This window comes from Achromobacter sp. Root170 (assembly GCF_001428165.1).
GTDB classification, from domain to species: domain Bacteria; phylum Pseudomonadota; class Gammaproteobacteria; order Burkholderiales; family Burkholderiaceae_B; genus Achromobacter; species Achromobacter mucicolens.
Window position 1 is genome coordinate 109,937 of the sequence record NZ_LMHN01000019.1, and the last position, 14,570, is coordinate 124,506.

Sequence of the window (14,570 nt, forward strand, 5' to 3'; positions counted from 1 at the left end):
GCGCAGGCCTCTTCCTACGCGGCGTCCAGCGACGCCTCGCGGTAAGCGCCCAGGATCTCCGGCAGCACTTCCACCACGTACTTGCGGGTCAGTCCGGCGGCGCGGTCGAAATCCCGGCTGCCGAGCGCCTGGATGATGCCTTCCGTGTAGGACGGGATCGTATTGGCTTCGAGCGATTGCCGGGCCAGCATGTAGCCCAGCGGTTCGATCTGTTCGTACAGTTTGCTGAGCATGCTGGTCAACGGCGCGTTGCCGGTGTAGCGCGCCGCGGCCAGATAGAAGTCGCGCGAGGCCGAGATGAAACCGCGCGCGTCCTGACGGCCCATCGCGGCGACGATGGCCTCGTGCAACGTGCCAAGTTCGGCCACCAGCGGCCCGACGTCGGGCATCTCGGCGACCTGCCGGATGCAATACGCCTCCAGTTCCGCACGCAGCATGTACAGATGGCGGATCTGGGTTTCGGTATAGAGCGTGACCCGGAAGCCCTTGCGCTGGATGTGCGTGACCAGGCCGCTCAGCTCCAGCAGGCGCAGCGCCTCCCGGATGGGGCTGCGGCTGGTGCCGAAGCGCTGCTCCAGTTCCTGTTCCCGTAACGGCTGTCCGGGCCGGATAGTGCCGTTCACTATCAACTCACGAATCTGTTCCTGTAGGAAATACGGAATCGTGGCGGGCGCTTTGACGTCCAATCGGCTCCCCTTTTACTGCGACTACGCATGACATGAGACCGTGACAAGATACTCGAAATCTCTTGAAACACAAGTAGAAATAATGTTTCACACTCAAAAGACGGCCGTGTGCCTGCCCGCGAGGGACGGCGTTTTCTGAGGATGCGGGGGATCAGTGCCAATCGTCGCGGTAGACGAACTTGGGCATTTGCCAATTGAAGCGCAGGGCCATCAGGCGCATGGTCAGACCCGCCGCCAGCGCAATGGGCACCGACGCATTGGCCGACAGCCCGAGCGCCATCGAGCCCAGATAGAGCGCGCCGGTCACCAGCGACACGCTGGCGTAGAGCTCCTTGCGGAACAGCAGCGGGACCTCGTTGCAGAGCACATCGCGCAGCACCCCGCCGGCGCACCCGGTGATCATGCCGCTGATCAGCACCACTGTGATCGGCAGCTGCATCATCTGCGCGACCTGGCAGCCAATCACCGTGAAAGCCACCAGCCCCAGCGCATCGGCCAAGAGGAACACGCTACGCAGCCGGCGCATGACCGGCGCGATCAGCGCGGTCAGGATCGCCGCACCGCCCGTCATCCACAGATATTCGGGATGCACGACCCACGTCAGCGGATAGTGCCCCAGCAGCACGTCGCGCAACGAACCGCCGCCCAGCGCCGTCACGCACGCGATGATGCAGACGCCCATCCAGTCCATGTCGCGCCGCCCCGCCGAAAGGGCCGCCGTCATGGCTTCGGCGACGATGGCGACCAGGTACAGCGTGTGCAGCAGGGCGGGCGAAAGATCGGTGAACATGGGTTGGGCGGTAGCGTTGGCAGGCCTCATTGTATTGAGCCTTGCCGGCGGGCGCGCCATTGCCTGCGCGCGCATCATCCCGTACCCTCGGAGCTGTGTTGATTGCGATCAAGCCCCATCTCGTTTCGCGGCGAGACAATGGAGACGTGCCCGACCGGGCGCTATTGGGCCAGGCAGCGCGGACGCGGGAGCCGCCTCTCTGGCCGTAACCGGGAGATTAGGTATGACACAGCAAGTTGGCCCCATCCTTCTGGCCACCGACCTCAGTGCGCGCGGCGACCGAGCCCTCGACCGCGCCTTGCAGTTGACCAAGGAACTGAACACCAAGCTGATCATGCTGCATGTCATGGAATCCCATGCCACGCCGCTCACCACGCCGGTATGGCGCCGCCTGTCGCCCGACCACAAGGCCCTCGTCGAACGTGAACTGGCCGAAGACGTGGCCGCCGCCAACGTGCCCGCCGAAGTCGTCGTCACCAAGGGCGAGCCCGTCGCCAGCATCATGGAAACCGCCGACGCCTTCGGCTGCTCGCTGATCGTGGCCGGCATTGCCCGCCAGGAAACGCTGGGCCGGCTGCTGCTGGGCACCACCGTCGAAAAACTGGCCCGCCAGGCGCGCCAACCCGTACTAGTCGTCAAGAACCGTCCGCGCCGCCCCTACCGCGACGTGCTGGTCGCCACCGATTTCTCGGACGGCTCGCGCCAGGCGCTGCGCGCCGCGCTGCAACTGGTGCCCAATGCCGACATCACCTTGTTCAACGCCTACGAAGTGCCGTTTCAGGGCGTGACCAAGCCTGACGACGCGGTCGTGGACAACCTCTACCGAACCGCCGAACAGTGCGCCGAGCGCTTCATCGCCGAAACGCCCGAACTGCCCAAGGGCCGCCCGACCAAGGTGGTGCTGGAAGCCGGCCAGCCCGAAACCGTGCTGGCCGATTACTCCTTCAACCACCGCTCCGACCTGGTCGTCACGGGCACCCATGGCCGCACCGGCATCTTGCGCACCGCCATCGGCAGCGTGGCCGAGCGGCTGCTGGAATCCCTGCCCAGCGACGTGCTGATCGTGCGGCTGAGCGGCGAAGAGTAATCCCGGCCAAGCAAAAGGCGGCGCCCACGCGCCGCCTTTTTTTGGCCTGCCTTCAACTTACGCGCTACGCGTCGCCCTGCTTTTCCATGGTGTCGATCGTGCCGCGCAGGATCTTCAGCAGCACCAGCCCCGGGATGGCGATCACCACCGTCAGCAGGAAGAACCCCGGCCACCCCAGGTGATTGACCAGCGGCGGCGTCAGCGGCCCGGCCAGGTAGGTGCGCCCCACGGCTGACAACGCCGACAGCAGCGCGAATTGCGTGGCCGAGAACCGCTGGCGGCACAGGGCCATCAACAGGCCCACGAAAGACGCCGTGCCCAGCCCGCCGCACAGGTTTTCAATGCCCACGCCGGTGGCCATCAGCCACAGGTTCTTCGGACTGACGGCGATCAGCCAGTACGCCAGGTTCGACACCGCCTGCAAGAGTCCGAAGGCCATCAGCGACCGGTACAGCCCCCACCGCGCCATCAGGGATCCGCCCGCCAGCGCGCCGATGATCGTCGCCGCCAGTCCCAGCACCTTGTTCACCGTACCCACTTCGGTGGGCGTGAAGCCCGCGCCGCGGATGAGGAAGGTGGTGGACAACGCGCCGGCGAACGCGTCGCCCAGCTTGTACAGCACGATCAGCAGCAGCACCGACAGCGCGCCGCGGCGCGTGAAGAATTCATGCAGGGGTTCGGCGACCGCCTCGCGCAGGCTGCGGGGCGCGCGCGCGACGTGTTCGGGTTCGGGCGCCCACAGCGTGGCAAGCGCGCACAGCAGCATCAGCCCGCCCATCACCATGTAGGTGTTGCCCCACCCGATCCATTGATCCGCCATGATGAGCGCCAGGCCGCCCGACACGATCATGGCCAGCCGGTAGCCCATGACCTTGATGGCCGCGCCCGCCCCGCGTTCCTCCTTGCGCAGCACGTCCGTGCAATAGGCATCGAAGGCAATGTCCTGCGTGGCGGAAAGAAAGGCGACCAGCACGGCCAAGAGCGCCAGCGGCATCAGCGCCGACGACGGCGACAGCGCGCCCATCGCCAGGATCGCCGCCGCCAGCAGCACCTGCGTGACCAGCATCCAGCCGCGTCGCCGGCCCAGCAGCGGCGGCGCAAAACGGTCCACCAGCGGCGCCCAGAGAAATTTGATGGTGTAGGCCGTGCCTACCAGGGTGAGGAAACCGATTTCCTGCAGCGGCACGCCTTCGACGGTCGCCCAGGCCTGCAATGTGCCGCTGGTCAGGGCCAGCGGCAGCCCGCTGGCAAAGCCCAGGACCAGCAAGGGGGCAACGCGCGGGCTGGTGTAGACGTTGGATACAGCGGTGATGACGGTCTCCTGAGACTTGGCCGGCGGCGTCGCAGGTGCTGGCCGCGGGCGTGCCGGCATTTTAGGGCCTGTTGCCCCGCGCCGTCAGGAGGATGCGTGTCGGAATGTCAGGGGGATGCGAAGCGGTATACCGCCAGCGTGCTGCGCCAGCTGGGAAACGCCTTCACTTCCTTGCCTTCGTTGAACGTGGCGCGCTCCAGGATGCGCAGGCCCACTTCGCCGGCCAGCTGTTCGAAGTCGCGCAGCGTGCACAGGTGGATGTTGGGCGTGTTGTACCACTGGTAGGGCATCTGCCCCGTCACGGGCATGCGGCCGCGCAGGATGGCCCAGCCGTGCGGCCAGTAGCCGAAGTTGGGAAACGACACCACGCCGTAACGCGCCACCCGCGCCATTTCGCGCAGGATGTGTTCGGTGCGGTGCATGGACTGCAACGTCTGCGACAGCACGACGGTGTCGAACTGCTTGTCGTCAAAGAGCGCCAGGCCGTCTTCCAGGTTCTGCTGGATGACCTCGACGCCGCGGCGCACGCAGGCGATCACGCAGGTGTCGTCGAGCTCGACGCCGGCGCCCTTGACCTGGCGATGATCGCGCAGATGCGCCAAGAGGGCGCCGTCGCCACAGCCCAGGTCCAGGACGCGGCTGCCCGGTTCGATCCAGCTGGCGATGCGCGCCAGGTCGGGCCGCAGCGCGCCGTGGGCATAGCGAGGGGTCACGGGAGTCATTCGGAAGATCCTTCGGTCAACTGGGCCTCCAGGCCCAGCTCGCGTGCGATGCGTTCGTAGTAGCCGCGCACGACCGCGTGGTAGCGGGCGTCTTCGAGCAGGAAGGCGTCGTGGCCGTGCGGCGCGTCGATTTCGGCGTACGTGACGGGGCTGGCGTTCTTGAGCAGCGCGCGCACGATCTCGCGCGACCGTTCCGGCGGAAAGCGCCAATCGGTCGAGAACGACACCAGCAGGAAGTTGGACTTGGCGGGCGCCAGCGCGCGGGCCAGATCGCCGCCCGTGGTGCGCGCCGGATCGAAGTAGTCCAGCGCGCGCGTGATCAGCAGGTAGGTGTTGGCGTCGAAATAACGCGTGAACTTTTCGCCTTGGTAGCGCAGGTACGACTCCACCTCGAATTCGACGTCGTAGCCGTAGCGGTAAGCGCCGTTTTCGGCGGGCGCGCGCTGGGCGCGGCCGAATTTCTCGGCCATGTCGTCGTCGGACAGGTACGTGATGTGGCCGATCATGCGCGCGACCGACAGGCCGCGGCGCGGCACGGTGTCCTGCGCGTAGTAGTCGCCGCCGTGGAAATCCGGATCGGTGATGATGGCGCGCCGGGCCACTTCGTTAAAGCCGATATTCTGCGCCGACAGGCGCGGCGTGCTGGCGATGACGATGCAGTTGGCCACGCGCTCGGGCAGGGTGATCGACCAGCTCAGGGCCTGCATGCCGCCCAGCGATCCGCCCATCACGGCCGCGAAGCGCTCGATGCCGAAGTGGTCCGCCACCCGCGCCTGCGCCCGCACCCAGTCTTCGACCGTCAGTACCGGGAACGCGGCGCCCCAGGGCTTGCCGGTCTCGGGATTGATGCTGGCCGGCCCGGTCGAGCCGAAGCACGAGCCCAGGTTGTTGACCCCGATCACGAAGAAGATGTTGGTGTCCACCGGCTTGCCGGGTCCCACCATGTTGTCCCACCAGCCCAGGTCGCTGGGATTGTCGGCGGCCTGCCCCGCCACGTGGTGCGAGGCATTGAGCGCGTGGCAGATGAGCACGGCATTGGTGCGCTGCGCATTGAGCGTGCCGTAGGTTTCGACCGCAAGCTCGTACGACGCCAGCGACTGGCCGCTCAGCAAGGGCAGCGGCTCATCGAAACGGATGAAGGTGGGGGAGACGAGGCCGACCGAACCGGGATCAACGGTATCGGACGTCGTGACGGTTGCGGGAACGAACCCGCTGGCCGAATCACCGGCCAAATTCTGGGCAGGAGTGGTCATACGGACCTCTTTAGCTGGATTTATTGGAAGGCGCCCGCAAGCGGATCAGGCAAATCGGCGCCGAAAATTGGATAGTGCGGCAGGAATTCTAGCACTGCTTGGCGCACGGGCAGCAAGCCCCACGGGCCGCGACAACTGCGCATTGCCCCGGCGCGCAAGACGGCAATCCCCTCGCGGCTGGCTCAGGCGCCGGCCTCCCAGGGTTCCTGTCCCAGGTACTCGTAGCGTTCGGTGTTCACGCGCGACACGCGCCATTCCACCGGCTGGCGGTTATAGGAAAACGCGATGCGGCGGATTTCCAGGAGCGCGCTGCCTTCGGCCACGCCCAGGCAGCGCGCGTGCGTGCGCTCGGCCAGGCAGGTCCGCAGCCGCTCGTCGGTGGCGATGACGTTGACGCCGAACAGGTCCTGGTACAGCGCGTAGAGCGTGCTGGTGCGCTCGCGCAGGTGCGCTTCCAGCAGCCCCGGAAAGCGCGATTCGGGCAGGCACACGTCGTCGGCCATCACCACGTCGCCGTTGAGCGACAGCACATTCAGGAACTCGAAAACGTACGCGCCTGCGGGCAGCGCCAGCTTTTCGCGCGCCACCGCAGAGGCCTTCACGCGGCGAAAGCGCAGCAGTTCCGTGGTGGGATAGGACTTGCTGCCGTCCTGCCCGACGATGCGGAAAAACTTGAAGAAGTGATGGTTGCGCGTATGCACCGCAACGTAGGTGCCGCGCCCCTGATGCCGCACCAGGATGTTCTCGGCGGCCAGCTCGTCGATGGCCTTGCGCAGCGTGCCGATCGACACGCCGAACCGCTCGGCCAGATGCTTTTCCGGAGGAATCGCCTCGCCCTGCTTCCACTCGCCTTGCGCCAGCGCGGCAAGCACGGCCTGCTTGACCTGTTCGTACAAGGGACTGCCCAAAGGCACAGTCGGTGACAGGCTGGTGTTCATGGGTGCATCGCAAAAATCAAGGACCTCCAGTGTAGCGGCGCAACGGCCGCCCGCTCAAGTCATCTAATTCATATAGATGATTTAGTTGACTTTGAAAAAAGCCCGGCCTAAGATTTCCTGGCCGTTGTGATCCGCGCCGCAGGCAGCACCCGGGCGGCGCCCTGACCCCAGAGAGGAAGACAATGATTCACGCCGTATTGCACGATGCGAAGGACACGGTGGCGGTCGCCGTGGTGGAGGGCCTGACCGCCGGAACGGAGCTGAACGCCTGGATCATGGATGAGGACAAGATCATCCATGTGCGCGCGTCGCAGGACATTCCCATCGGCCACAAGGTCGCGATGAAGGACATGGCCGTGGGCGACACCGTCTTCAAGTACGGCGTCGACATCGGCCGCGTGGTGGCGCCCATCAAGGCCGGCCAGCACGCCCACGTGCACAACATCAAGACCAAGCGCTGGTAAGCGCCCGTCCATCGCACAGGAACCCACCATGTCCATCATCACTGCCCAGACCACCTTCCAAGGCTATCGCCGCGACAATGGCCGCGTCGGCGTGCGCAACCACGTCATCGTCCTGCCCGTGGACGACATCTCCAACGCCGCGGCCGAGGCCGTTGCCAACAATATCAAGGGCACCCTCGCCCTGCCTCATCCCTACGGCCGGCTGCAATTCGGCGAGGATCTTGAACTGCACTTTCGCACGCTGATCGGCACCGGCTGTAACCCCAACGTGGCCGCCGTGGTCGTGATCGGCATCGAGGAAGGCTGGACCAAGCGCGTCGTCGACGGCATTGCCGCCACCGGCAAGCCGGTCATGGGCTTTTCCATCGAACTGCACGGCGACCACGACACCATCATGCGCGCCTCCCGCTGCGCCAAGGAATACGTGCATTACGCTACCGCGCTCACGCGCAGCGAATGCCCCATCTCCGATCTGTGGGTCTCCACCAAGTGCGGCGAATCCGACACCACGTCCGGCTGCGGCGCCAATCCCACGGTGGGCAATGCGTTCGACAAACTCTATGAACTGGGCTCCACGCTGGTCTTTGGCGAAACCTCGGAACTGACCGGCGGCGAGCACATCGTCGCCGAGCGCTGCGCGAACGACGCCGTGCGTGAACGCTTCATGTTCATGTTCGACCGCTACCAGGCCATGATCGACCGCTGGAAGACCAGCGACCTGTCCGAATCCCAGCCCACCAAGGGCAATATCGCCGGGGGCCTGACCACCATCGAAGAAAAGGCGCTGGGCAACATCCAGAAGATCGGCAAGAAATGCCGCGTAGACGGCGTGATCGACAAGGCCGAGATCCCCGACGGCCCCGGCTTGTGGTTCATGGACTCGTCCTCGGCCGCGGCGGAAATGGTCACGCTGTGCGCTGCCTCCGGCTACGCCGTGCACTTCTTCCCCACCGGCCAGGGCAACGTCATCGGCAACCCGATCCTGCCTGTCATCAAGATCTGCGCCAATCCGCGCACGGTGCGCACGATGTCCGAACACATCGACGTGGACACCAGCGGCCTCTTGCAGCGCGAGATCGACCTGAACCAGGCCGGCGACAAGCTGCTGGAGTGCATGCTGGCCACCGCCAATGGCCGGTGGACCGCGGCCGAGGCCCTGGGCCACCGCGAATTCGTCCTCACGCGGATCTTCGAAAGCGCCTGACAAGGCCTTCCGGGCGCCGGCGCGACCAGGAGAACGCGCCGGCCGTCCCTCGCGGCATCATCGCAACATCAACGACAAGAACCTGCAGACCCGGGCGCAGTCCGCGGCAGCAAAGGCGTACGCATTCCTACCCGGGCGTTATCCCCAAGGAGGAAGACAGATGAGTAGCGAACCGCATTACCCCCTGCAAGATGCGCAGCGCCGTCGCCTGCTGGGCGCCCTGGGCGCCGCCGGCCTCTGTGCGCTGGCCCCGTGGGAACGGGCGCTGGCGCAGAAAGGCGCATGGCCCGAGCGTCCCATCAACTACGTGGTGCCTTTTCCGCCGGGCGGCCTGACCGACGTGGCCGCGCGCCAGGTGGGCAAGGCGCTGGCGGATGCCGAACGCTGGAACGTGGTGATCGAAAACAAGCCGGGCGGCAGCGCCAACATCGGCGCGGCGCATGTGTCGCACGCCGCGCCCGATGGCTACACGTGGCTGGCCATCACCCTGTCGCACGCGGCCAACGCCACGCTGTTCGCGGGCAAGGCCGGCTACGACCTGACCCGCGACCTGACGCCGCTCGCCGGGCTGGCGTCCTCGCCCATCATGGTGGTCGTCAACGCCAAGAGCAACATCAAGTCCATGGACGACCTGGCGCGCGCCGCCAAGGCCAAGGCCCTGTCGGCCGGCTCCAGCGGCAACGGCACGCCGCCGCACCTGACGCTGGCGCTGTATCAGAAGCTCACCGGCGTGCCGCTGATGCACGTGCCCTACAAGGGCGGCGCGCCATCGCTGACGGACCTGATCGGCGGTCACCTGGATGTGGTGTTCTCGAACTATCCCGAGTCGCTGGCGCATGTGAAGAACGGGTCGCTGCGCGCCCTGGCGATCACCACGCGCGAACGCAGCAAGGACCTGCCCGATCTGCCCACCACGGCCGAAGCCGGCCTGCCGGACCTGATCGTCGAGAACTTCACCGGCGTGCTCGCGCCCGCTGGCACCCCGCCCGAACTGGTCCAACGGATCGGCGACGCCATCGTCAAGCAGGTCTCGCAGCCCGCCATGCAGCAGGCCCTGCTGCAATTGGGTTTCGTGCCCCAGCCGCGCGGCCCCAAGGAGTTCGGTGCGTACCTGAAGTCCGAGGTCGACCGCTGGGCCAAGATCATCCGCGACGCCAACATCCAGGTCGCCTGAGGCGGCCGCCCTGCCCACCACAAAGAGGAGTCCGGCAGATGCGAGTATTGATTTCGGAGTTCATGGACGCGCCCGCCGTCGATGCCTTGCGGCAGCGGTTCGACGTGCGCTACGCCCCCGAGCTGGTGGAGCAGCGCGCCGCGCTGCTTGAAGCCGCCGCGGATGCCGACGCCCTCATCGTGCGCAACCGCAGCCAGGTGAACGCCGAACTGCTGGCGGCGGCGCCGCGCCTGGTGGCGGTGGGCAGGCTGGGCGTGGGGCTGGACAACATTGACCTCGCGGGCTGCGAGGCGCGCGGCATCAAGGTCATTCCGGCCACGGGCGCCAATGCCCGCGCCGTGGCCGAGTACGTTATCGGCACCATGCTGTCGCTGTTGCGCGGCGCCTATGCGTCCACGGCGGACGTCGCGGCCGGCGCCTGGCCGCGCACCGCGCTGTCGCAGGGGCTGGAGGCGCACGGCCGCACGCTGGGCGTGGTGGGATTCGGCGGCATCGGCCGGCTGGCAGCCCAGCTTGCGCGCGGGCTGGGCATGCGCATCGTGGGCAGCGATGCGGCCCTGCCGCCGGCGCATCCCGCGTGGCAGGAAGCCGGCGCCGAGCCGCTGGCCCTGGACGAGCTGCTGGGCCAGGCGGACGTCGTGACGCTGCATGTGCCGCTCACGTCCGAGACCCGTCACCTGCTGGACGCGGCGCGCATCGCGCGCATGCGCCCCGGCGCCATCCTCATCAACACGTCGCGCGGCGGCATCGTGGACGAGGCTGCGCTGGCGGCCGCGCTGCGCGCCGGGCGGCTGCGCGGCGCCGCGCTGGACGTCTTCGAGCAGGAACCCCTGCCCGCGGGCGGCCCGCTGGCCGACGCGCCGAACCTGATCCTCACGCCGCACATCGCCGGCCTCACGCAAGAGGCCAACACGCGCGTTTCCGACATGGTGGCCGCCGGTGTGACAATGGCGCTTGACGCCCGCGCACGCTGACGAGGCGCGGCGCGCCTCACACGACAGGAAGGATATGGCTCACATCTATCTGGACGAACTTCAACACCTGGCCGCGGCGGGTCTTGCCGCCGCCGGCGCCAACCCGGTCATGGCGGACAGCACCGCCCGCGCGCTGGTCTTCGCGGAAAGCCAGGGGCTCAGCTCCCACGGCCTGTCGCGCGTGCCGTTCTACGCCGGCCACCTGCGCACCGGCCGCGCCATCGGCTCGGCCGTGCCGCGCATCCTGAACGAGCGCGGCGGCGCGGCGCTGATCGATGCCGGCTCGGGCCTGGCCTTCCCCGCTTGCGGCATGGCGGTCGAGCAGGCCACGGTGCGCGCCCGCGAACATGGCGTGGCGTTCGTCGGCGTGGCCAACAGCCATCATTTCGGCGAGGCCGCTTACCACCTGGAAGCCCTGGCCGACGCCGGCATGGTGGGGCTGGCGCTCAGCAATTCGCCCGCCGCCATGCCCGCATGGGGCGGCAAGCGCCCGCTGTTCGGCACCAACCCCATCGCGGCGATCTTCCCGCGCCGTGGCGGCGCGCGGCTGGTCATCGACCTGTCGCTGTCGCAGGTGGCGCGCGGCAAGCTCATGATCGCCGCGCGCGACAACCAGCCGATCCCGCTGGGCTGGGCGCTGGACGCGGACGGCCAGCCGACCACCGATCCGAAGGCGGGCCTGGCTGGCAGCATGCTGCCAGCGGGCGGCGTCAAGGGCGCGATGCTGGCCCTCATCGTGGAACTCATGGCCTGCGCGCTCACCGGCGCGCGCTTCGGCTACGAGAACGAGTCGTTCTTCGTGGACGAAGGCGGCCCGGCGCGGCTGGGACAGGCGTTCATGGCGATCGACCCCAATGCGTTGGCGGGCAACGACGTCTACCTGGAACGCGTGGAAACGCTGGTCGATGCGATGCTCGAAGACGAGGACGTGCGCCTGCCGGGCGAGCGCCGCCGCAAGCTGCGCGACGAGGCCGTCAAGCACGGACTGGATTTATCCGATCCGCTGATGACGCAATTGCGCACGCTGGCTGGCGCGGGCTGACCCGTCGCCGGGGCGCCCTGTTGCCCGTGCTTAATGCCCGTGGGTGAACCACAGCATCAGCGGCGCCAGCAGCAGAAACACCACGGTGGACACCAGCACGGCGCCCGCCGCGGTGTCGCCCAGCGGCGTGTAGCGCCGCGCGTACATGTAGCTGACCACCGCGCACGGCATGGCCATCTGCAGCGTCAGCGCCCCGGCCAGCACCGGCTCCAGGTTCAGCGCCCACACCACCGCCCCCCCCGTCGCCAGGCCCACCACCAGCCGGATCGCGGCAACCTTGGCGCCGTCGCGCACGCCGTTCGACGGAATGAGCGCCAGCGCATGGCCCAGGCTCAACAGCATCAGCGGCACGGTCACCGCGCCCAGCATGCGCGCCGTCTCGATGATCCACGCGGGCACCGGAATGTTCAGCAGGCGCAGCGCCACCGCCACCACGGAGGCCAGCAGGATCGGACTCTTCCAGCTTCCCTTGGTGTTCACGCCGGGCAGCATGCGCACCGCGATCGTGTGCATCACAAAGGAATTCACGGCAAAGAACGCCACCGCGACGGACAGCCCCGCATCGCCGAAGGCCAGCTGCGAAATGGGCAGCCCCAGGTTGCCGGCATTGGGCAGGAACGCCGTGGGCAGCAGGCTCAGCACGGGCAGCTTCCAGGCCTTGAGCAGCGCCGCGCTGATCAGCGCGCACAGCAGCAGGGCGATCAGCGTTGCGGCGGCCACGTCGGCCAGCGCCCGGTCGTCCAGATGGGTGGTGACGAAGGTATGAAACACCAGCGCCGGCGTGGTGACGGAGGTCACCAGCGTGGTGATGAAGTTGCCGCCGAAGGGAAGATCGCGCTTGCCCCAGAAAAGCCCGATTCCCACGCAGGAAAGCAGGGGCAGCATCAGCACAATGGCTGACAGGTAGAACTGCGCGATGGCCAACATGGACTATTCCGTCAGAGATAAAAAGATTGATGCGTCACGGCATCATTGCTTGCCCCCGCTGGGGCGGTCGCAGCAGCATGGGCGCATTGTTCACAAAAGGGCCATCCCGTCCTCGCCGCCATGTCCGCCACACCGATGCGCAGTCTTGCCCACTCATCGCGTTGCGCCGATCGCAGCGCCGACCGCAGTCCGGTCCGAAGCGCCGCCTTGCATCTGTCCGACAGGCAGGCCGCCTGCCTGAAATGGTCGGCCGCGGGCAAGACCAGCTGGGAAACCTCCCGCATATTGGGCGTCAGCGAAAGCACGGTGAATTTCCACCTGCGCAACGCGTGCAACCGGCTTGGCGTGCGGGGCCGGCGCGCTGCCGTGGTGGCGGCGCTGCGGCTGGGGCTGCTCGAGTTCAAGGCTTGATGACGACGGACCGCAGGAATTCGCGCGCACGCTCGGCGGGCAGGCTTTCCTCGGTGCCGGCGGCCACGGCCTCGATCAGCATGGTGTCGGTCACCCACACCCTGGCTTGCAGCCATCCGGGCTTGCCCACCGCCTTGCCGCGCACCTCGATCGTCTCGCCGTAGGGCGGCCATTCCGAGGGCGGCGGGGCCTGCATGTTGGTGTAGAGCGATCGCATCAAGGCCATGCCCAGCGCCTGCCGGGCCGCGGGGCTGGCCGCGATCTCCGGCGGCAGGGGCGCCGATCCCACGGCGAACACCGCTTCGCCAACGGTGGCGCTGGCCAGCGTGAACTGCAAGGCGTGCGTGTCCAGCTTCAGATCGCGGGTTTCGGTCGAGACGCGGGCAGGAAACGCCGCGCGGACGTGGCCGTCGGCCACATCCATCTCGCGCCAGTTGTAACTGGGCGAGCAAGCCGCCAACGCCAGCGCCAGCGCCAAAAAAACGCCCGCTTTCTTGAACATGAAACGAAACAGCGATGAAATCGTCATTACCCGAGAACCCACAGGGTCCAGTCATTTCGAGGAATTCAGAAATTGTCGCCGATTTCCATGGCCCCCGCGCCCGACGGCACCCCGCTCGCCAATTATTCCTGGCCCGCCGCCCCCAACGTGCCGCCCCCGATCGCGGGATTGGAGGACTCCGGGGCTCGCCCGGAGATGGCCGGCCCCGGGACGGCCCGCCCCGGGAAGGCCCGCCCCGGGATAGCCCGCCCCGGGATGGCCCGCCCCAGCATCTACCTGCTGCACGGTTTGAGCGAGCACGCCGGGCGCTACGACCGGCTGGCGCGCTGGCTGACCGCCCGGGGCTGGGACGTGGGCGCGCACGACCATCGCGGCCACGGCCGCTCGGGCGGGCATGCCGCCACCCTGCGAGACCAGGAAGACCTGGTCACCGATGCCGTGGACCGGCTGCGCGCCTGGACACAGCGCTGCGGCCGCCCGCCCATCCTGCTGGGCCACAGCCTGGGCGCCCTGGTCGCCGTGCGCATCGCGCAGCGCCGTCTGGCCGACCTGGACGGCCTGGTGCTCAGTTCGCCGCCCTTTGCCGTCAACGTGCCGCTGTGGGTGCGCCGCACCCTCACATGGATGTCCCTGCACGCGCCCGACCTGCGCGTGCCGCACGGCCTGGCGCCCGCCCGCATCTCGCACGACCGGGCCGTGGTGAAGGCCTACCGCGCCGATCCCCTGGTGCGGCGCCGCATGACCGGCCGCCTGGCGCGCTTTGTCGACGAAGCCGGCCAGCAAGCCCTGCGCGAGGCCAGTCTGCTGCCTTGCCGCACCCTGCTGATGGTGGCCGGCGACGATGCCATCGTGGCGGCCGAAGGCAGCCGCCAATTTGCCCAGCGGGCCCCCGCCGAACTCCTTACCCTGCGCTGGTACGACACGGCCTGGCACGAGATCTTCAACGAAGCCGCCCCCATCGCCGATCCGGTCTATGCTGACCTGGACGAATGGCTGGCGCGCACCGCCCAGGCATTGTCCCTGTCCCCAGTACTGGTTCCCGAAGCACAGGAGGCCAGCACCCCGTAAAATCCGGCGACAGCCC

At 67.6% G+C, this 14,570-nt stretch carries 16 protein-coding genes and 1 riboswitch; of the genes, 8 read left to right on the forward strand and 8 right to left on the reverse strand.

Annotated features, from left to right (window positions below; all coding sequences use genetic code 11):
- Positions 1 to 14: 14 nt before the first annotated feature.
- Positions 15 to 686 carry a GntR family transcriptional regulator gene (locus ASD87_RS24525; protein WP_056327559.1) on the reverse strand — a complete coding sequence of 224 codons (672 nt, stop codon included), beginning with the start codon at positions 684 to 686 and terminating at the stop codon, positions 15 to 17.
- Positions 687 to 837: 151 nt separating this feature from the next.
- Positions 838 to 1,476: a trimeric intracellular cation channel family protein gene (locus ASD87_RS24530; protein ID WP_056327560.1), complete on the reverse strand. Its 639-nt coding sequence runs from the start codon at positions 1,474 to 1,476 to the stop codon at positions 838 to 840.
- Positions 1,477 to 1,699: 223 nt separating this feature from the next.
- On the opposite strand from ASD87_RS24530, the gene ASD87_RS24535 reads away from it, so the two are divergent.
- Positions 1,700 to 2,563, forward strand: a complete 864-nt coding sequence (locus ASD87_RS24535; protein WP_056327561.1) for a universal stress protein — start codon at positions 1,700 to 1,702, stop codon at positions 2,561 to 2,563.
- 64 nt (positions 2,564 to 2,627) lie between these two features.
- Here ASD87_RS24535 and ASD87_RS24540 read toward each other — a convergent pair whose 3' ends face one another.
- The 4 genes from ASD87_RS24540 to ASD87_RS24555 all read right to left on the reverse strand — a co-directional run bounded on the left by ASD87_RS24540 (position 2,628) and on the right by ASD87_RS24555 (position 6,788).
- Positions 2,628 to 3,935, reverse strand: a complete 1,308-nt coding sequence (locus ASD87_RS24540) for a muropeptide transporter (RefSeq protein WP_230964960.1) — start codon at positions 3,933 to 3,935, stop codon at positions 2,628 to 2,630.
- A 47-nt stretch (positions 3,936 to 3,982) separates the two neighbouring features.
- Positions 3,983 to 4,597, reverse strand: coding sequence for a methionine biosynthesis protein MetW (gene metW, locus ASD87_RS24545; RefSeq protein ID WP_056327562.1), 615 nt, complete (start codon positions 4,595 to 4,597; stop codon positions 3,983 to 3,985).
- A complete protein-coding gene (locus ASD87_RS24550; RefSeq protein ID WP_172802147.1) occupies positions 4,594 to 5,850 on the reverse strand; it encodes a homoserine O-acetyltransferase in 1,257 nt (418 codons plus the stop codon). The genes metW and ASD87_RS24550 overlap by 4 nt, the downstream gene beginning before the upstream one ends.
- A riboswitch (SAM riboswitch) is annotated at positions 5,840 to 5,921 on the reverse strand. (Overlaps the previous gene by 11 nt.)
- Before the next feature lie 111 nt (positions 5,922 to 6,032).
- The gene (locus ASD87_RS24555) at positions 6,033 to 6,788 is read right to left on the reverse strand and encodes a GntR family transcriptional regulator (RefSeq protein ID WP_056327563.1); all 756 of its coding nucleotides are present in this window, start codon (positions 6,786 to 6,788) and stop codon (positions 6,033 to 6,035) included.
- 182 nt (positions 6,789 to 6,970) lie between these two features.
- Here ASD87_RS24555 and ASD87_RS24560 point away from each other — a divergent pair, with 182 nt between their 5' ends.
- The 5 genes from ASD87_RS24560 (at position 6,971) to ASD87_RS24580 (ending at position 11,646) form a co-directional block, all read left to right on the forward strand.
- Positions 6,971 to 7,252 carry a UxaA family hydrolase gene (locus ASD87_RS24560; protein ID WP_056327564.1) on the forward strand — a complete coding sequence of 94 codons (282 nt, stop codon included), beginning with the start codon at positions 6,971 to 6,973 and terminating at the stop codon, positions 7,250 to 7,252.
- Between the two features lie 28 nt (positions 7,253 to 7,280).
- Complete coding sequence (locus tag ASD87_RS24565) at positions 7,281 to 8,456, forward strand: UxaA family hydrolase (protein WP_056327565.1); 1,176 nt, start codon at positions 7,281 to 7,283, stop codon at positions 8,454 to 8,456.
- A gap of 160 nt (positions 8,457 to 8,616) precedes the next feature.
- Complete coding sequence (locus ASD87_RS24570; RefSeq protein ID WP_056327566.1) at positions 8,617 to 9,630, forward strand: tripartite tricarboxylate transporter substrate binding protein; 1,014 nt, start codon at positions 8,617 to 8,619, stop codon at positions 9,628 to 9,630.
- A gap of 38 nt (positions 9,631 to 9,668) precedes the next feature.
- Positions 9,669 to 10,604, forward strand: coding sequence for a hydroxyacid dehydrogenase (locus ASD87_RS24575; protein ID WP_056327567.1), 936 nt, complete (start codon positions 9,669 to 9,671; stop codon positions 10,602 to 10,604).
- Positions 10,605 to 10,638: 34 nt separating this feature from the next.
- Entirely contained in the window at positions 10,639 to 11,646 is a 1,008-nt protein-coding gene (locus tag ASD87_RS24580) for an Ldh family oxidoreductase (protein ID WP_056327568.1), read from the forward strand.
- 30 nt (positions 11,647 to 11,676) lie between these two features.
- On the opposite strand, the gene ASD87_RS24585 is transcribed toward ASD87_RS24580, so the two are convergent.
- Entirely contained in the window at positions 11,677 to 12,573 is an 897-nt protein-coding gene (locus ASD87_RS24585) for an AEC family transporter (protein ID WP_056327569.1), read from the reverse strand.
- Positions 12,574 to 12,780: 207 nt separating this feature from the next.
- Between ASD87_RS24585 and ASD87_RS24590 the strand changes: the two genes are divergently transcribed.
- The gene (locus ASD87_RS24590) at positions 12,781 to 12,984 is read left to right on the forward strand and encodes a helix-turn-helix domain-containing protein (RefSeq protein WP_056327570.1); all 204 of its coding nucleotides are present in this window, start codon (positions 12,781 to 12,783) and stop codon (positions 12,982 to 12,984) included.
- Here the strand turns inward: ASD87_RS24590 and ASD87_RS24595 are convergent.
- Complete coding sequence (locus tag ASD87_RS24595) at positions 12,974 to 13,513, reverse strand: hypothetical protein (protein WP_056327571.1); 540 nt, start codon at positions 13,511 to 13,513, stop codon at positions 12,974 to 12,976. The genes ASD87_RS24590 and ASD87_RS24595 overlap by 11 nt on opposite strands.
- 45 nt (positions 13,514 to 13,558) lie before the next feature.
- Between ASD87_RS24595 and ASD87_RS24600 the strand changes: the two genes are divergently transcribed.
- On the forward strand, positions 13,559 to 14,554 hold the full coding sequence (locus tag ASD87_RS24600; protein ID WP_082586422.1) for an alpha/beta hydrolase: 996 nt from the start codon (positions 13,559 to 13,561) through the stop codon (positions 14,552 to 14,554).
- Positions 14,555 to 14,570: the final 16 nt, after the last annotated feature.